The sequence below is a fragment of the Bhargavaea cecembensis genome (assembly GCF_001619585.1).
Lineage (GTDB): Bacteria > Bacillota > Bacilli > Bacillales_A > Planococcaceae > Bhargavaea > Bhargavaea cecembensis_A.
In genome coordinates this window covers 617,090-632,800 of record NZ_LQNT01000009.1, presented here as the reverse complement: position 1 = coordinate 632,800, position 15,711 = coordinate 617,090, and the positions used below count along the sequence as shown (strand labels likewise).

Below are 15,711 nucleotides of genomic sequence, written 5' to 3'. Positions count from 1 at the left end.
AACAGCATTACGCAATCTGTTTTGAGACCATTCAAGAGAGAAAGGGAAGTGGAGACATGGCGATTGAACGGCGCCCGCTCGTCTTTGATCACGTGCTGACGTTTCAGACGGAACAGCGGAAGGCAGATTGGCAAGACCCTCTTAGTCTGCTTGAGTCCTTTGTGCTCGATAAAGGGGTCTACAAGAATGGTCCGGCTTTCTTTACATTCGTACCGGACTCGGAGGACAAATCCTCAGGCACCTTCACTTATTATCAGCCGATCAACGGCCCGCTTGATACCGGGGGAGACAACGGCTTCGGATACGAGGCGCGTTTTCATTCCGGAGATGCGCTGGTCATGCGCCAGGCGGAGCAGGAAGCGGATTTTGATGCGGCATATGTGAAGGTTCAGGACGTTGCTGCTCAGGAAGGGCTTGTTCTCGGCGAAACATACTACTGTGTCCTGCTCGATGTCTATGGGGATATCATGATCGACCTTGTCGTGCCGCTGGAAGGCGGTCGTCCGGAATGAGTGTTGCTGAGAACCGGTCCATCACCCACCGCAATATCGTATCCAAGCTGTACAGCTTTGTTCCGGCAGAAATCGGGATCGCCCTTGAAGATTTCAGGGGAATCCTGGAACGGCACGGCGTGACGCCGGATGGCAGGCTGTTCTTCGCCATGCTGAGTGAACCGACAGCCGAAGTGATGACTGCAGAACTGTTCATGGGCATCGGGGAGGACGACTTCACGCCTCCAGCCGATGAGGAAGTGATGTTCCGGAGCTATTTTGAAGTCCGCAATCTCCATACGATTCGTATCATGGAGGATATTGACGCACAGTCTCAGATCGCCTATTGGGAGCTGGCGAAAAATGTGGATGAGAGCGGACTCCATCAGACTACTCCGGTGTTCGTGGAGTATAAGCAATCTCCTCGGGGTGGGACTTATGTGGAAATGAGTGTCGGTGCTGTACGGTGAAAGGATGGTCAGGATGTACACGGAACCTCTAAAGATCCAGCTTCAGAAATACGACGAGGGCGGAATCACGGAGCCGGGAGTGGAGCAGCTTTATTCCGAGCTTGAGGAATGGGCTGCCGAGAATCCGGATGGCGGAATCGAACAGGATTTCAGCCTCCAGGTGCTCGGTGTGACGGCCAATTCTTCCATGCTGTTTGTTGCGATTAACCGGCTCGGGATCCCCGTAAAGAATGTCTCATTTGTCTACTCGCTCGGACTAAAGAGCGGAGAATGGATCTGGAACCGGGTCCGCCTCCATCTGTCGGAGGACCAAATGGGCGTGATCATGCCGGACTGTGCCATACCGCTCCTGGTTGACCTTTCACCGGAACAGGAGACACTGTTCGGCAGGATGACAGAAAGCAATCAGGTCGGGGAGATAGAATATTTTACATATGACCGGGCGGAGTGACGTCCGGAGAAGAAAAAGAACTGCAGGTAACCGGAGAGTACCGGTAACTGCAGTCTTTTCTTTATTCAGCTGATCGTCAGTGGCTGGTTTCATTGAAGAATATTTTCGCGGCTTTTTTGGGTAGTACCACTGTTATAGCCGGCCCTTCTCGGAATAGACTGAAATGAGCAGGATTGCCTCGGTCTCTCCGATGTTTTTTACAAAGTGAGGCACACTGGCGTTCCAGCTGAATGAATCGCCTTCTTCCGCGATGACCGAGTCCTCTCCCTGTTCAGCAAGGATGGTGCCTTTCAGTACAATATGGGCCTCTTCGCCTTCATGGGCGATTGCTTCTCTGGTAGAGGAGCCGGGCGGCAATTGAACGTGCATCATCCGGAGGCCGCCGCTCTGGGAAGTGAGGTGTTCAATTTTAATGTCATTGAACGACGTGTACACCCGCTCGGCTTTCCTCACTACTTTCATGTGCTCCTTTTTCTCCAGAAGCAGATAGGGAAGAGGAACATCCAGAAAAGCAGCGATGGCCTGAAGCGTATTGAGGGAGGGTGATGTATGGTCGTTCTCGATGTTGCTGATAAATCCTCTGGACAGCCCCGTCTGCTCACTCATCTGTGCAATTGTTAAACCTTTTCGTTTGCGGATTGCCCGTATCTTAGAACCGATCTCCATATTCAAAGCTCCTAAAAATCATGGATTTGCCCATTATCCTAACACGGATAAATTGACGTTATCCACAATAAGGTGTTATTTTATAGAAAACAAATATTCATGTAAGAATACTTAGCCCAAGTATACATCCCATTAGAATGACCAATCTAAGATAAATTTATCGATATGAAGGAATGATTTTTTATGGTCCAAGCAAAGCTGGAAACCAAAGTTCTGAATGTCCTGAAAGATAAGATCCAAATGATCAATACCGGTGAAGGTGCCATTTACCTCGTGGGACCGATCCGGCTGCCGGTGAACCTGTACGGTGAGACTGTGGTGTTCCAATGGTATTGCTGGCTGAACCAGTGCCAGGTGACGGACGATTATCAGGAAATCATCGACCGGCTGTCATCTGCCAATCTGGCAGAATACCAGCAGTCGAGCGTACTTGTCTACGGTGATTTTGAAAACGCGGATGATGCCCTAATCCGCCTGCATTCCATCTGCCATACCGGGGATATCTTCGGCAGCAAACGGTGTGATTGTGGCTATCAGCTCAAGCAGTCCATGAAGAATATTGTGGAACACGGGACGGGTGCCCTGTTTTATCTGGCGAATCATGAAGGCCGCGGAATTGGCCTGTTCTCCAAAGCGATGGCTTACGTGCTGCAGGAGCACGGGTACGATACCGTGGAAGCAAATGAAAGCCTCGGCTTCGTCGATGACTCCAGGAACTACGACGATGCGATCCGCGTCCTGAAAACACTTCGGGAAAAGCCGGTGACCCTCATGACCAACAACCCGCGGAAATTGGATGCCCTGCAAAAGGCAGGTCTTCCGATTTCCGGACGTCAGCCATTATGGGGGGATCGCTCAGAGTTCAATGAAAAGTATCTGCAGACCAAGGTCCAGCGATCCGGACATTTGGAGGGAGGTTCGCTAGATCCAGATGACCAACCATGAATTTTATATGAATCTGGCACTTGAAAATGCCCGGGCGATGAAAGGGCAGACAGATCCGAATCCGCTTGTCGGTTCAGTCGTGGTCAATGACAACCGGATCGTAGGCCTCGGGACACACCTGAAGGCAGGAGAACCGCATGCGGAAGTCCATGCTCTCCGGATGGCAGGGGACAAGGCAAAAGGCGGGACGATTTACGTCACGCTTGAGCCCTGTTCGCACCATGGACGGACCGGGCCCTGCGCAGTAGCGATAGCAGAAGCGGGAATCCGTAAAGCTGTCGTCGCCACTCTCGATCCCAATCCGGTTGTCGCCGGCAACGGCGTCCGAATCCTGGAGGAAGCGGGAATTGAAGTGACAGTCGGTGTCATGGAAGAGGAATCCCGCAGGATGAATGAAGTGTTCAATAAATTCATCGTGACGCAAAAGCCGTTCATCACGATGAAAGCGGGCAGCACGCTGGACGGGAAAATTGCCACCCATACAGCCGACAGCAAGTGGATCACTTCTGCAGAGGCGCGCCGGGATGTCCACAAGCTCCGAAATGAACATGTGGCAATCCTGGTCGGCGTCAATACGGTGATCGAGGATGATCCGGAACTGACGACAAGGATTCCGAATGGACGGAACCCGATTCGCGTCATTCTGGATTCAACACTGCGAATTCCTCTGGAATCCAAGGTGGTGACCGACGGGCAGGCGGAGACTTGGATCTTCACTGCACAACATTATGACCAGGATGCGAGGAAAGTGCTGGAAGAGAGGGGAGTTTCGGTTTATCCCACTTCAGGGGCCGAACAGGTGGATCTGGAGGACGTCCTCCGCTTACTTGGAGAACGGCTTGTCTCCTCTGTCCTGGTCGAAGGGGGAGGCTCGATCCATGCGGCTTTCCTCGAAAACAAGCTTGTGGATAAAGTGGAGATCTATCTGGCGCCGAAATTGATCGGCGGCGCACAGGCACCCACATTTCTCGAAGGAACCGGCATCGGGCTGATGCGCGATGCCGTGGAACTGGACGATCTTCAGATCACAAAGGTCGGGAAGGATTTCAAGTTTACGGGATATCCGAACTACAACACGGAACAAAATGAGGGAATCTGATTTGAAACTTGGTTTTGATATTGACGATACATTGATTAACCTAAGAGAACATGCCTTTCATCTCTACAATCGGAAGTTAAACCGGAACGTGGATATCTCCCAATTTCACGAACTGGACAAAGTGGAAATCCATGAACTGTTCGACATGACCGCCGAGGAAGGCGGGAAGATGTGGAACAGTTTGCTGGAAGAAATCTATTATACAAACTGCCCTCCGTATCCTGATGCTGCGGAAACACTCCGGAAGCTGGAACGAGAAGGGCATGAAATCTACTATATAACGGCCAGGCCAAAGGAACACGGCGAGCGAACGATGGAATGGATGATCCAGAACGGTTTTCCGGTCTCGAAAGACAGGTTCTTTTACGGCATGAATGATGAGGATAAAGTTCATATCATCAAAGACCTGGAGCTTGACTATTATTTCGATGACAAGCCTGCGGTACTGGAAACGTTGAGGGACCGTCCTTTAAAAGTGTTCGCAAGAAACCAGTCCTACAACCGTCATTTGGACATCCCGCGGATCAACGACTGGTCCAAACTGTTCGATTTGATGGATGAAGAAAATAATTAGCGATAGAAAAGGCACCGCCCGCAATCTGCAGGGGTGCCTTTTTCCGTTGTCCGAACTCAACTGATAATCTCCCAGTCCCTTTCGGCTGCGATGTTGCGGAGGCCTTCTTCTGGCCGGACAGCGACCGGTTTTCCTACAAGTTCAAGAACAGTCATGTCGGACAGCGTGTCGCCAAATGCAGAGCTTTCTTCCCAGGCAACCGTTGAGTCACCGAGAGCGGCCAGGATGCGCTCGTTTTTCCGTTCACTCCGGATATGGTAGATGGCCGTCCGTCCGTCATATGTATCTCCGGAATAAGGGATGTCGGTGCCGATGACGTCATCAAACGGAAGATCCTTCACGGCCTCAAGCAGGAGCGGAGTGAAGGCACCGGATACGAGCATGACCCGGTCACCGGATTTTGCGTGTTCACGAACCCGTCGGACAACATCCGGATTGAATCCGCTCCGCATCGCTGCTGCCATCTCGCCAAAGTAGCGGGTCAGCTTTTCTTCGGAAATGCCCGAGAAGGGGGCGAGGTAAGCCTGCATCGACTTTTCCCTCATCACGGGAGAGGCAACGAGCTTCATCTTGTAGCCTGTATACACCGGGAGGATGCGCCTGAAAAACTTGCCGTAGAGCCTTCCGTATTCGGGATGCTGCTTGAGATGGGTCATCATAAAGTCAAATGTCTCGTTCTGATAAAGTGTCCCGTCAAAGTCGAAGATTGCGACGCGCATGGTTCGGACCGTCCTTTCCTTTTCCGGCGGGCGAGACCCGCTTATCCGGTGAACTGATATTCTTTGAGCAAATTCTCGAGCTTCAGCGCGAAGCCGACATTGCCGAAGACCTTCAGCTTGCCGGTCATGAACGCGGCCATGCTGTTCAGGTCGCCTGTCAGCAGCTTTCGGAAGTGCTTGCCGCTCAGTTCAAGGGTGCAGGCCGGCTCCCCTGCGATTCCCGGAAAAATCTCCGCCCGGCCTTTGTCGAGCAACAGCTGCCAACGGGTGACTTCGCCTTTTTCATCAATGATGAACTCATACCGGATATGTTCGTCCTGAATAGGCTCAGGTTTGGCCTCCAGTTCCTGTCCGATCTTGGCCCAGATCTCGTCAAGCGAGAGGGCATTTAGCGGATTGCCCATGTTCATGCCCCCATCTTAGTAGTAGGTACTCTTCCATCTTAGGAAATCCGGACCATCTTGGCAATCCCTCAGAAGCCGCTCAGTGTGTTTCCGACGATTGTACCGATGTAGTTCCCGATAATATATCCCATCGTGCCGACGAGCATGACGGGAACGATCAGGTCTTTCCAGCCCTTGGCAATTGCCATGGCAGCAGCCGTGGTCGGTCCGCCGATGTTGGCGTTGCTGGCGACGATCATTTCTTCCAGGCTGAACTTGAACAGCCTGCCCACGCCGAACGTGACCACCATGTTGGCCAGCACCATCAGGAAGACGAAGACAAGCAGAAGCGGTGCGTTCTGAATAAGGAGCGGCAGGGAAGCCGGAACACCGATGACGACAAAGAAGATGTAAATCAGGTATGTCCCGATTTCCTGGGCACCGTTCAGACTGTCAAAGAATTTGGGCATAAGGGTGACCGCAGCAACGGTGATCGTCGTCAGCATCAGGTACTTGTCTCCGAGCAGACCTCCGAGAAGCAGCCAGCCGGCTCCTTCATCGGGAATGATTGAGCCGAAAATTTCAGCGATCTTGAATGAGACCGCAACGATGACGAATGCGCTGCCGGCAGAGAGGGCAATATCTTTCAGGGAAATTTCCTTGCGCTGCCAGTAGGAAGCGGCCAGTGTTCCGTCTTCGTCAGCGGCGGACTGTTCGACCCGGTCTATATGAGGAGTAGGGAAATTCCGCCGGAAAAAGCCCACCGCGGGAATGGCAATCAGGACGAAAAAGTAAAGCGCCATCATGAGGTTGTCCGCGACAATAGTCGAAGACAGCATTCCCTCGCTCACATTAAACTTCGCTGAAAGTGCGGCCAGGTTCACGCTGCCGCCGATATAGGATCCGGTCATGACCGCAGCGATCAGGGCCAGTTCAGGGATAAACTCGCTTAATGCAAAAAAGGCGATGTAAGCGCCTGCCACCGTTCCGACCGAACTGATGAGGAACAAGATCAGCAGCCGTCCACTTTCGTTCCAGACCCGTTTCAGGTTTGCCTGGTAGAGAAGAAGGGGGATGGCGAGCGGAATGACGTAGGTCCACACGGCGTCGTAAGCAGGGGCATCGGTCGGAATAATCTTCAGGTTGGAAAGGATGAGTGCGCCGGCTAGCGCAATGATGGCTCCTGTCACTTTTGATGCCCATTTGTATGTTTGCTCAAGATAGATGCTCACGGCTGCCCAGCCGGCAAGAAACGCCCAGAGCAGCCATGTGTCTTCCGGTTTGATCAATGTGGTATCCATGCGGCACCTCCTATTGTTCCCACTATTATAAAGGAACACAGAAGCGGCCGGGAGGGGTCAGGGGAACGATAAGGAGAGACAATGGTCCCGGTGATAAGAAAAAACCGAAAGGTGCCGGGTTTTGCACGCTTCCGGTTGCTCATCGGTCAAATTCAGTCCGGTCATTCTCCGTCTCCAGCCTGAATGGGAGAGAGCAGTTTCAGAGACAAAGTCGCCGTGACCTCTGCCGTTGATTGCCCTCTTTCCCCTTCTTCGGGGACACAGTTCTTGAGTGTGACGAGGTCTCCTGCTTTTAGCGACAGAACTGCCATCCTGAACACTTCCTGCTGTTCCGTCCGAATCCGGCACTCCGAATCCTGTATCTTCTCGCCGTTTACATGGACGGCCCAGAGGCTGGCTTCTCCGGCCGAAAGGATGAGGATGATCTCATAAAGGCCGCTTTGGCTGACTTTAATCGAAGTTTTTCTTCCTTTGACGGAAAAGCCCGGTGAGAGGACGGATTCCCCGTTAAACTTGACCATGGTTCCCTGGCTGACCTGCTGGCCCGACAGAGTAGAAAGAAACGCGTATTCCGCAATTCCTCCAGCTGGTCCCTGTGGTCCTCTTTCGCCACGTTTCCCGGCAGGTCCTCTTACGCCCTGCGGTCCTTCCGGGCCTGGTTCTCCCTGCGGTCCCTGTGCACCGGCTTCTCCGGCAGGGCCGGGCGGTCCCGCCGGTCCGGCTTCGCCACAATTACCTCTGGGTCCCTGAACACCTTGTGGCCCCTGCGGGCCAGGTTCACCTTTCTCTCCCTTTGGCCCCTGTTTTCCTTCAGGTCCAGGTTCGCCCTGAGGACCCAGTTCGCCTGGGGGACCCATCGGTCCCTCAAGTCCCTGAATACCCTGCGGACCCGCCGGTCCCTTAGGTCCCTGGATGCCCTGCGGACCCACCGGCCCCTCAGTTCCCTGAACGCCTTGCGGTCCCGGCGGTCCGGGTTCCCCACTCATGCCCGTGAAGCCTCTGGGCCCCCGTTTGCCTCGGAGAAGTTCCGCATCCTGCTCATGCAGTTCGGCGAGTGCGACAGGTATAGGCTTGCCAGTCGCTTTAGAGCCCTTCTTGCGGTGATGCCGCCCGCAAATGGGGCAGGGCTGCTGTTGTCCGTCGCCGCTGCCTTCGGACGATGGTTTCTTCATTACCGCACCTCCCTCGTGACAGGCTATGCGGCGGGCGAATGGCCGGCACGGCTAAAGGCCCGGTCTGAGATTGATTTGCATGGGCGTTCCCGATAGACTGAATAAGATATAAAGGAGGGGGCAGCATGAAAATTATCAAAGCAACGGTTCACGCGGTCCGGTTTCCGCTCCGGGAGCCGTTCATCGTCTCCTATGCGACGTATCCGGATATGCCGGCAGTTATCTTGAGACTGGAAACGGACAACGGGCTTGTCGGGTACGGTGAGGCGGTGACGGACGAGCATGTGACCGGAGAATACTTTCTGTCGGCCTATGAGATATTGAAGCACCTTCTCGTCCCGGCGGTCATCGGAGAGAACCCGTTTGATATCGAGCGCATTCACGGCAAGATGAACACGGCAGTCTCGGAGAATCCGGCCGCCAAGGCCGCAGTCGACATCGCCTGTTATGACCTGATGGGGAAGGCCGCCGGACAGCCGGTGTACAATCTGGTCGGCGGGCGTGCCCATGACCGGATCGAGTATCCGCGCGTCCTCAGCATCGAGGATCCTGAAATCATGGCAGAGAAAGCTGTCCGCGCGATGGAGGACGGGTATTCCTCGCTTAAGCTGAAAGTCGGAAAAGGGGATCCGATGGAAGATGTCGCCCGCATCAAAGCTGTACGGAAGGCTGTGGGGCCGAACGTCCCGATCCGAGTTGATGTCAATCAGGGATGGAAAACACCGGGAACGGCTGCCGCGGCCATCCGTAAGCTTGAAGGGGAGAACCTGAAATGGATCGAACAGCCGATCCGAATGGGGGACATCCGTGGGCTGGCGGATGTACGGAGAAAAGTGACCGTACCGGTCATGGCGGACGAAAGCCTGCATGGCATGGAAGAGTTTCTTGAGATCGTACGTCTTGAGGCGGCTGATGTATTGAACATCAAACTTATGAAGTGCGGGGGGATTTATCCCGCAGTTCAGATCGCCAAGGCGGCGGAGGCTGCGGGAATGCCGTGCCAGGTCGGATCGATGGTGGAGTCGTCCGTCGGATCGGCGGCAGGGTATCACGTCGTCATGAGCCGGGCAAACATCCAGTCCGCGGAACTGACCGGGCCGCTTCTTTTCAGCGAAGAAATCGGCGACCTGAACTATGAGCTGCCGCAGGTCCTCCTGTCCGGCAAGCCTGGCCTCGGCATCACTGTGGATGAAGCGCAGCTCGATAAGCTGACAGTCAAAAAAGAGACAGTGGAATAGAATTCAGATGCTCAGATGAAGATGTGTCTGCATCGGAAAAGGTTGAGCTCCGGTAAAACGGGGCTCAACCTTTTTGTGTGCAATCAGTTCTGTTTCTGCGCTTCAACGAAAATCCCTGCGAAGGTCCGTGCGGTCATGGCAAGTGCCGGTTCATGGAAGTCAAACTTCTCGTGGTGGTGCGGGTAGGCGGTCCGTCCGTCCTCGACCTTTGCACCTACGAAGAAATAGGCACCCGGACGATGCTGGAGGTAGTAGGCGAAGTCTTCGGCAGGCATGACCGGATCGATTTCCCGGTACACACTGCTCCCGTAGACGCTGGCAACCGCCTGCTCGATGAGACGAACACCTTCCGTATGGTTTTTGACCGCATCATAGCCGAACTCCACGTCCGCTTCTGCCGAACAGCCGAGAGCTTTCGCGGTGAATTCCGCAATCTCCCGGATTCTTTGGGCTCCCAGCCGGCGCAGGTCCTCGTCAAAGACGCGCATCGTCCCTTCCATCTCGGCTGTCTGCGGGATGATGTTCCCGGCAGAACCGGAGTGGAACTGCCCGATCGAGATGACCAGCTGTTTCAGAGGATCCGTATTTCGGCTGACGACTGACTGGAGGGCGGTCATGATATGGGCTGCGGCAAGGATCGGATCATGTCCGTTGTGCGGCTCGGCACCATGCGTGCCTTTCCCGGTGACGGCGATGCGGATCGTATTTTCGGCTGCCTGAAGGTAGCCGTCACGGCTGTAGACATGGCCTGCTGGCATCAGAGACTGCAGGTGTGCGCCGAATACCAGGTCAACACCATCCAGGCATCCGTCCTGAATCATGCCAAGAGCGCCACCCGGGTTCACTTCCTCGGCATGTTGGTGGATGAGGACAATATTGCCTTCAAGCTCTTCCCTGAATTCATTCATCACCTTGGCAAATACGAGCAGGGAAGCGGTATGTCCGTCATGGCCGCAGGCGTGCATGACACCCGGGACTGTCGACTTGTATGGGACATCGGTTGTTTCATGGATCGGGAGCGCGTCAAAGTCCGCGCGAAAAGCGATTGTCTTGCCGGGCTTGCCGCCGCGGATCGTGCCGACGACACCCCGTCCGCCGACGTTGCGGCGCACCTCGATTCCGTGCGCTTCCAGGTAGTTGGCGATGTATTCGGGCGTTTTCTCTTCTTCAAAACTCAGCTCCGGGTTCATGTGGAGATGGCGCCGGATTTGAATCATTTCATCGAGAGATTCCTCAATTTTCTGGACGATCTTGTTTAGGTTCATGTCAGGCAACTCCTTCCGGGAATGATTATACCACCGGAAGCAGGGGCGGAGACAAAGCGAAATCCGGAAAGCAGATGGTGGCTTTCCGGATTACTGTCAGAATTATCAGCTCGTGATGAAATCGCCGCCGTCGATGTGGATCGTCTGCCCGGTCATGTAGCTGCCGTCCTTGGAAGCGAGCAGCACATAGGCGGGGGCGAGTTCCGCAGGCTGGCCGCGACGCTTCATCGGAGTGGTGGAACCGTGCTCCTCAACCTTCCCCGCATCGAAAGTCGCCGGGATGAGCGGTGTCCAGATCGGTCCCGGGGCCACCGCATTGACACGGATGCCCTTCTGGGCGATGTTCTGTGCGAACGAGCGAGTAAACGCAGTAATGGCACCTTTGGTGGCGGAATAGTCAAGCAGTCCCGGCGAACCGTTGTAGGCGGTGACCGAAGACGTGTTGATGATGCAGTCGCCATCCTTCAGGTAAGCCATCGACTCACGGGTCAGGTAGAACAGTCCGTAAAAGTTTGTTTCGAAGGTTTTCTTCAGCTGGTCGGAAGTGATTGCTTCGATGTCCTTTTGCGGATACTGCACGCCCGCGTTGTTGACGAGAATGTTCAATCCGCCAAGCTCGTCCGCAACCTGTTTCAGGAGACTGCGGCAGCTGTCCTCGTCGCGGATATCCGTCTTGATCATCATCGCGCGTCCGCCGTATTTTTCGATATCGCGGACGGTCTGTGCCGCGTCCGCGTTCTCGGCACCGTCCAGATATGCGATGGCGACATCTGCGCCTTCCTTGGCATACGCGACTGCCACCGCGCGGCCAATGCCGGAGTCGCCCCCTGTGATGAGGGCGACCTTGCCCTCAAGCTTTCCGGATCCTTTATACTCCGGATCGTCATAGATCGGCTCCGGCTTCATCTCCGACTCAACGCCTGGCTGGTTTTGCTGTGATTGCGGGGTTACCTGCTGGTCCGCTTTTTCGTATTCGTGTCCGTTGCTCTGATTGTTCGTCATGCAAATCGCCTCCTTGATAAATCTAAGGGTTCAGATTCCGTCCATGTCAAAACGGATGCCGTTTCGGCTGCACCAGTCATTCAGAAGTTTCTGTCGGGACATCTCCCGATGATTTTTCCACTCATGCAGCAGTTCTTCTTTTTTCAGGATCTCCTCAAACTCTTCGGTTGGCCTGTTATAGGCAAAGATTTCGCCGATCTTCTCCTGCAGGGACGGTCTATCCTGCAGCGTATGGGTGAATGCCACCCTCATCTGCTGTTCGGCTGCGTCATCAAAACGGGGAAGCTCGATATAGCGCGGCTGATCATGATCGGTCTCATGCTGGATGACCTGTCCGGTTTCCCGGTCATACCAGGAAGGTTTTTCATCATGGGCAGCTTCATACAGGTCGCGGTATGCGATGCGATTGTGCTCCATCCGCCGATCCCTTCCTTTCCTGACTTCTATTTTCGTATACCCTGCTACCGCACGGGGATAAACCGCCGTGCCGGTATGGGTACAAAGAAGGGGGAAAGGGTGGTACAATGAGGAGATGGAATATGCAGACGAACGAAAAGGAATGATGACCTTGGTTAAACGCAACGATCCGTGCCCATGCGGCAGCGGAAAGAAATATAAGAAATGCCACGGCCGTACGGAAAGCGGCACCCACTTGCTTGCGGAACAGGAACTGAAGCGGATTATGGGAGAGTACATCGGCAGCACGCCGGCCCCCGGTCCCGACCGTGCCGAATTATCGTTGCTCGTGAAAACATGGATGTCCCGGCTGGGCGGGCTCATGAAGGCAGGAGCGATCGAAGGTGCGGCATACGAACATTTCGCGTTCAATATCCGCCGTGACCTGTGGCAGCAGCATTTGGAACGGTCTTCCGCAAATGTGCGGGATGAAGTGAAGCGGGTGCTGAAATCATGGAATGAGCCATTCGTCATGTTCGCGGAACTGACCGGTAAGGAGGAAGGCTACCTGATCCTGAAGGATGTGTTCGGGGACGGTGAGTGGGCGATGACTGAAAACGAACGAATCGCCGCTCCTGAAGGAACGCTCCTCTTCGGCACCGTACTGTCGGACCCTCGTGTGCGTGAAGATGCCATCCAGCCGGTGTCTACGCTTTATTCGATTTCTTCCGAAAATGCTGCTGTCGCAGACCGGATTCGGGAGTTTGCAGCTTCTCTGGGCGATAAGGCGGATGAAGCTTTCCTCGAGTCCAACCTGCTTGAAATCTTCGCAATTCTGCACACCCCTGCAGAAGAGGCAGCAAAACAGCAGGATGACGGAATGTTGGAGGAACAGGCGGAACATTCGTCTGAGGCGGATCAGGCAGCGCGGGAAGCCGCTGCCGGTACAGAAGTTCCGGTAGATGACGAACCTCAATCCGGTAAAGGCGATGAGATCGAAGACCTGACGGACGGGCAACGCGGCACGATTGACATGCTGATATCGGAGATGGAGTCCGACAGGCTTGACCGGACCAATGCAGAGAATTTGAAAAATGTGATGATCCGATATTTCCGGGAGGAGAATCCCATCGTCCGGAAACCAGGAGGAATTGTTGCCGGCATTTATCTGGCCGCTCAGGAAAAGAATCTTCTTCCGGGAAAACCGTTCACCTCAAAAGAAATGGCCAAGCGCTTCGGAGTATCGGAAGGCACTGCACAGAAATATGCAGCAGCTTTCTCCGGCCGTCTGAAATAATCGGCGAAAAAACGGACCTGTCATTAGGTACAGGTCCGTTTTTAAGTTTAGCAGCTGGTGTTCTTTTCCATCATATCTGGCCCAGGCATCGATGCCGTCAGGGATATTTGTTTGAAATCAGGGTAAGTCTGTTATAATGAGGTCCCCTGCAAAGGAATGGTAAGAAAGGGTGTACGGCAACGCGATGGCATCAGAATACATCAGGAGGAAAGTTACGAAGATTGGGAACAGCCATGGAGTGACGCTGCCCTCAAAAGTCATGGATCACCTCGATCTCGGCCCGGGTGACGAAGTTCGTTTTCAAATTGGAAATGACGGACGGGTAGCTCTCGACAAACATGAGGAGACTTCGGGGCCGGCGGACGGAAATGACGGATACCGGCTCCTTATGGACAACTACGAGGAGTCTTTCCGTAACATGAGGAAACGTCAGGACCCGTAAATAGAGACTCTTTAAAAAACCGGCCTCCCCGCATCAGGGGAGGCCGGTTTAGTATGAGTTGAGGCGTGATTATTTACCGCCGAGAAGGTCGAACAGTCCGCCTGCGACACTGCCTTCGCCTTTTGACTGGCCAGGTGTGTACGGAGCTGCCGCAAACACCCGGCTTGCAAGGCGCGAGAATGGAAGGGACTGGACCCAGACTTTGCCCGGTCCCCGGAGTGTCGCGAAAAACAGTCCCTCTCCGCCGAACAGGGCTGTCTTGACGCCCTTTACGGTCTCGATGTTGTAGTCGACGCCTTTTGTCATCGCCACGAGACAGCCGGTGTCGACCCTGAGGACTTCTCCGGGCCCAAGTGTTTTTTCATGGATGGTGCCGCCGGCATGGATGAACGCCATGCCATCACCTTCAAGCTTTTGCATGATGAAGCCTTCGCCGCCGAAGAACCCGGTGCCGAGCCGGCGCTGAAATTCAATCCCAACGGAGACGCCTTTGGCGGCTGCAAGAAAGGCGTCTTTCTGGCAGATGATCTGTCCGCCTTCCTCGCTGAGGTCAATCGGGATGATTTTCCCGGGATAAGGGGAGGCGAATGAAACATGCTTCTTGCCTGCGCCGGTATTCGTGAAAGTCGTCATGAACAGGCTCTCGCCGGTAAGCAGGCGTTTGCCGGCACCTTTGATTTTGCCGAACAGCCCGCCGCCACCACCCGAGCCGTCTCCGAAGATTGTCTCCATATCAATGCCGTCTTCCATCATCATCAGGCTTCCCGCTTCTGCGATGACCGTCTCGGAAGGATCCAATTCGACTTCAACAAACTGCATGTCATCCCCGTGCAGCACATAATCGATTTCATGATTGTTCATCTCTTCATCCCCGCTTCCGGTTTGATAGTAAAGAATACGGCAGAGGGCAGTGATTGGTTTCACTCATAAATCGGAGGATTTAAGAATCCGCCAGAGTGCGGACATGACGGTCCGGGCTTCCGGTTCATTTGGCCGTCCGTCAAACAGTTTGCGGAATGGAACAGCAACGGTTTTCAGAAGGCCGGAGCGCGGTTTTTCCTCCTCCAGCTCTGCGGAGAGGAAGCCGGCGAATTCAAGCCCGGAATCCCTGCTTTCGGGCGGCAGTGTGTCTGCAAGCCGCAATATCTCCTCTGCGACCCGGACGGGCGAGGGAAGTGGGGGAGAATCGGCTCTGATGTCGAACTTTCCGGCTTCGAGCAGATGTTCATCATTCTCTGTCATATCCCGGAGCAGAGCTTCGGTTCTTCTGATGACGAATCGGATCCGTTTGGAGAGTTCCTCTGAGGAAGTGATATCCGGTGCAAACTGCAGGTATTGGCCGAGCATACCGAACTGCATGAGCGCTGCGTCAGCCGCATAGGGACGTATCTGTTCCCCGTACACTTCTGAAAGGCGCTGTTCCAGCCAGGCCAGTTCGGACAGATGGACCGACTTCATATAGTCTCTGAGCTCATGATCTCCGGAGTGAAGGATGGCCTCGTATAGGCGGATCAGCTTTTGTTCACGGTTCATCTGAAGGCGGACCAGAATCTGTTCGACCAGCAGTTCCGGACCGTCCTGCCCGTCTGCGGCGATTTCGTCGCGTCGTACGGCCGCAATTTCCACCGATTCTTCGATGATGGAAATCAGGCACTCGTTTTTGGAATTGAAGTAGTTATAAAACGTTCCTTTCGAGATTCCGGCTTCATCCAGGATGTTTTGTATGGAAGTATTGGCGAAGCCGTTTTCAAGGAACAGCCGCTTGGCAGCATTCAGGACGTGCTGTTTCCGTTCGTTCAA

Annotated in this window: 20 protein-coding genes; 9 read left to right on the top strand and 11 right to left on the bottom strand. The window is 54.3% G+C overall.

All coding sequences use genetic code 11. The annotated features are described in order from the left end of the window. Positions 1-56 precede the first annotated feature (56 nt). Genes AV656_RS06790 through AV656_RS06780 form a run of 3 tightly spaced genes read left to right on the top strand, consistent with a single transcriptional unit; the run spans position 57 to position 1,412 of the window. On the top strand, positions 57-512 hold the full coding sequence (locus tag AV656_RS06790) for a hypothetical protein (RefSeq protein ID WP_063180140.1): 456 nt from the start codon (positions 57-59) through the stop codon (positions 510-512). Next, positions 509-961, top strand: a complete 453-nt coding sequence (locus tag AV656_RS06785; protein WP_063180138.1) for a DUF5085 family protein — start codon at positions 509-511, stop codon at positions 959-961. Before AV656_RS06790 ends, AV656_RS06785 begins: the two co-directional genes overlap by 4 nt. A gap of 13 nt (positions 962-974) precedes the next feature. After that, complete coding sequence (locus AV656_RS06780) at positions 975-1,412, top strand: hypothetical protein (protein ID WP_063180135.1); 438 nt, start codon at positions 975-977, stop codon at positions 1,410-1,412. A gap of 132 nt (positions 1,413-1,544) precedes the next feature. On the opposite strand, the gene AV656_RS06775 is transcribed toward AV656_RS06780, so the two are convergent. Then, on the bottom strand, positions 1,545-2,078 hold the full coding sequence (locus AV656_RS06775; RefSeq protein WP_063180133.1) for a helix-turn-helix domain-containing protein: 534 nt from the start codon (positions 2,076-2,078) through the stop codon (positions 1,545-1,547). A gap of 183 nt (positions 2,079-2,261) precedes the next feature. Between AV656_RS06775 and AV656_RS06770 the strand changes: the two genes are divergently transcribed. Genes AV656_RS06770 through AV656_RS06760 form a run of 3 tightly spaced genes read left to right on the top strand, consistent with a single transcriptional unit; the run spans position 2,262 to position 4,696 of the window. After that, positions 2,262-3,023, top strand: coding sequence for a GTP cyclohydrolase II (locus tag AV656_RS06770; protein WP_063180131.1), 762 nt, complete (start codon positions 2,262-2,264; stop codon positions 3,021-3,023). Beyond that, the gene (gene ribD / locus AV656_RS06765) at positions 3,010-4,122 is read left to right on the top strand and encodes a bifunctional diaminohydroxyphosphoribosylaminopyrimidine deaminase/5-amino-6-(5-phosphoribosylamino)uracil reductase RibD (protein ID WP_063180129.1); all 1,113 of its coding nucleotides are present in this window, start codon (positions 3,010-3,012) and stop codon (positions 4,120-4,122) included. The genes AV656_RS06770 and ribD overlap by 14 nt, the downstream gene beginning before the upstream one ends. Before the next feature lies 1 nt (position 4,123). Continuing rightward, entirely contained in the window at positions 4,124-4,696 is a 573-nt protein-coding gene (locus AV656_RS06760; protein WP_063180127.1) for a 5' nucleotidase, NT5C type, read from the top strand. 56 nt (positions 4,697-4,752) lie between these two features. Here the strand turns inward: AV656_RS06760 and AV656_RS06755 are convergent, their stop codons facing one another. The 5 genes from AV656_RS06755 to AV656_RS16590 form a co-directional block, all read right to left on the bottom strand. Then, entirely contained in the window at positions 4,753-5,415 is a 663-nt protein-coding gene (locus AV656_RS06755; RefSeq protein WP_063180125.1) for an HAD family hydrolase, read from the bottom strand. Positions 5,416-5,456: 41 nt separating this feature from the next. Continuing rightward, on the bottom strand, positions 5,457-5,819 hold the full coding sequence (locus AV656_RS06750) for an SCP2 sterol-binding domain-containing protein (RefSeq protein ID WP_063180123.1): 363 nt from the start codon (positions 5,817-5,819) through the stop codon (positions 5,457-5,459). Positions 5,820-5,887: 68 nt separating this feature from the next. Continuing rightward, positions 5,888-7,099: a DUF819 domain-containing protein gene (locus AV656_RS06745; protein ID WP_063180121.1), complete on the bottom strand. Its 1,212-nt coding sequence runs from the start codon at positions 7,097-7,099 to the stop codon at positions 5,888-5,890. A 161-nt stretch (positions 7,100-7,260) separates the two neighbouring features. Beyond that, entirely contained in the window at positions 7,261-7,620 is a 360-nt protein-coding gene (locus tag AV656_RS16595) for a hypothetical protein (RefSeq protein ID WP_063180119.1), read from the bottom strand. A gap of 110 nt (positions 7,621-7,730) precedes the next feature. Then, positions 7,731-7,967 carry a hypothetical protein gene (locus AV656_RS16590; protein ID WP_231877244.1) on the bottom strand — a complete coding sequence of 79 codons (237 nt, stop codon included), beginning with the start codon at positions 7,965-7,967 and terminating at the stop codon, positions 7,731-7,733. Positions 7,968-8,396: 429 nt separating this feature from the next. On the opposite strand from AV656_RS16590, the gene AV656_RS06730 reads away from it, so the two are divergent. Further along, positions 8,397-9,509 carry a mandelate racemase/muconate lactonizing enzyme family protein gene (locus AV656_RS06730; RefSeq protein ID WP_063180115.1) on the top strand — a complete coding sequence of 371 codons (1,113 nt, stop codon included), beginning with the start codon at positions 8,397-8,399 and terminating at the stop codon, positions 9,507-9,509. Between the two features lie 83 nt (positions 9,510-9,592). On the opposite strand, the gene AV656_RS06725 is transcribed toward AV656_RS06730, so the two are convergent. The 3 genes from AV656_RS06725 to AV656_RS16485 form a co-directional block, all read right to left on the bottom strand. Next, positions 9,593-10,774 (bottom strand): M20 metallopeptidase family protein, encoded by a 1,182-nt coding sequence (locus AV656_RS06725; RefSeq protein ID WP_063180113.1) that lies wholly within the window; start codon positions 10,772-10,774, stop codon positions 9,593-9,595. Positions 10,775-10,879: 105 nt separating this feature from the next. Then, on the bottom strand, positions 10,880-11,776 hold the full coding sequence (locus tag AV656_RS06720) for an SDR family oxidoreductase (protein WP_063180110.1): 897 nt from the start codon (positions 11,774-11,776) through the stop codon (positions 10,880-10,882). Between the two features lie 30 nt (positions 11,777-11,806). Beyond that, the gene (locus tag AV656_RS16485) at positions 11,807-12,193 is read right to left on the bottom strand and encodes a UPF0158 family protein (RefSeq protein WP_063180108.1); all 387 of its coding nucleotides are present in this window, start codon (positions 12,191-12,193) and stop codon (positions 11,807-11,809) included. A 151-nt stretch (positions 12,194-12,344) separates the two neighbouring features. Here AV656_RS16485 and AV656_RS16315 point away from each other — a divergent pair, with 151 nt between their 5' ends. Next, a complete protein-coding gene (locus AV656_RS16315; protein ID WP_197462215.1) occupies positions 12,345-13,469 on the top strand; it encodes an SEC-C domain-containing protein in 1,125 nt (374 codons plus the stop codon). Positions 13,470-13,653: 184 nt separating this feature from the next. Beyond that, the gene (locus tag AV656_RS06705; RefSeq protein WP_156484808.1) at positions 13,654-13,911 is read left to right on the top strand and encodes an AbrB/MazE/SpoVT family DNA-binding domain-containing protein; all 258 of its coding nucleotides are present in this window, start codon (positions 13,654-13,656) and stop codon (positions 13,909-13,911) included. A 69-nt stretch (positions 13,912-13,980) separates the two neighbouring features. Here the strand turns inward: AV656_RS06705 and AV656_RS06700 are convergent, their stop codons facing one another. Then, a complete protein-coding gene (locus AV656_RS06700) occupies positions 13,981-14,772 on the bottom strand; it encodes a TIGR00266 family protein (protein ID WP_063180102.1) in 792 nt (263 codons plus the stop codon). Positions 14,773-14,835: 63 nt separating this feature from the next. Beyond that, on the bottom strand, positions 14,836-15,711 hold the full coding sequence (locus AV656_RS06695) for a TetR/AcrR family transcriptional regulator (protein ID WP_063180100.1): 876 nt from the start codon (positions 15,709-15,711) through the stop codon (positions 14,836-14,838).

Bases quoted from the DNA above. Each gene is read 5' to 3' on its own strand.
- AV656_RS06790 (WP_063180140.1), top strand. From the start codon at position 57: ATGGCGATTGAACGGCGCCCGCTCGTCTTTGATCACGTGCTGACGTTT.
- AV656_RS06785 (WP_063180138.1), top strand. From the start codon at position 509: ATGAGTGTTGCTGAGAACCGGTCCATCACCCACCGCAATATCGTATCC.
- AV656_RS06780 (WP_063180135.1), top strand. From the start codon at position 975: ATGTACACGGAACCTCTAAAGATCCAGCTTCAGAAATACGACGAGGGC.
- AV656_RS06775 (WP_063180133.1), bottom strand. From the start codon at position 2,078: ATGGAGATCGGTTCTAAGATACGGGCAATCCGCAAACGAAAAGGTTTA.
- AV656_RS06770 (WP_063180131.1), top strand. From the start codon at position 2,262: ATGGTCCAAGCAAAGCTGGAAACCAAAGTTCTGAATGTCCTGAAAGAT.
- ribD (WP_063180129.1), top strand. From the start codon at position 3,010: ATGACCAACCATGAATTTTATATGAATCTGGCACTTGAAAATGCCCGG.
- AV656_RS06755 (WP_063180125.1), bottom strand. From the start codon at position 5,415: ATGCGCGTCGCAATCTTCGACTTTGACGGGACACTTTATCAGAACGAG.
- AV656_RS06750 (WP_063180123.1), bottom strand. From the start codon at position 5,819: ATGGGCAATCCGCTAAATGCCCTCTCGCTTGACGAGATCTGGGCCAAG.
- AV656_RS06745 (WP_063180121.1), bottom strand. From the start codon at position 7,099: ATGGATACCACATTGATCAAACCGGAAGACACATGGCTGCTCTGGGCG.
- AV656_RS16595 (WP_063180119.1), bottom strand. From the start codon at position 7,620: ATGGTCAAGTTTAACGGGGAATCCGTCCTCTCACCGGGCTTTTCCGTC.
- AV656_RS06730 (WP_063180115.1), top strand. From the start codon at position 8,397: ATGAAAATTATCAAAGCAACGGTTCACGCGGTCCGGTTTCCGCTCCGG.
- AV656_RS06725 (WP_063180113.1), bottom strand. From the start codon at position 10,774: ATGAACCTAAACAAGATCGTCCAGAAAATTGAGGAATCTCTCGATGAA.
- AV656_RS06720 (WP_063180110.1), bottom strand. From the start codon at position 11,776: ATGACGAACAATCAGAGCAACGGACACGAATACGAAAAAGCGGACCAG.
- AV656_RS16485 (WP_063180108.1), bottom strand. From the start codon at position 12,193: ATGGAGCACAATCGCATCGCATACCGCGACCTGTATGAAGCTGCCCAT.
- AV656_RS06705 (WP_156484808.1), top strand. From the start codon at position 13,654: ATGGCATCAGAATACATCAGGAGGAAAGTTACGAAGATTGGGAACAGC.
- AV656_RS06700 (WP_063180102.1), bottom strand. From the start codon at position 14,772: ATGAACAATCATGAAATCGATTATGTGCTGCACGGGGATGACATGCAG.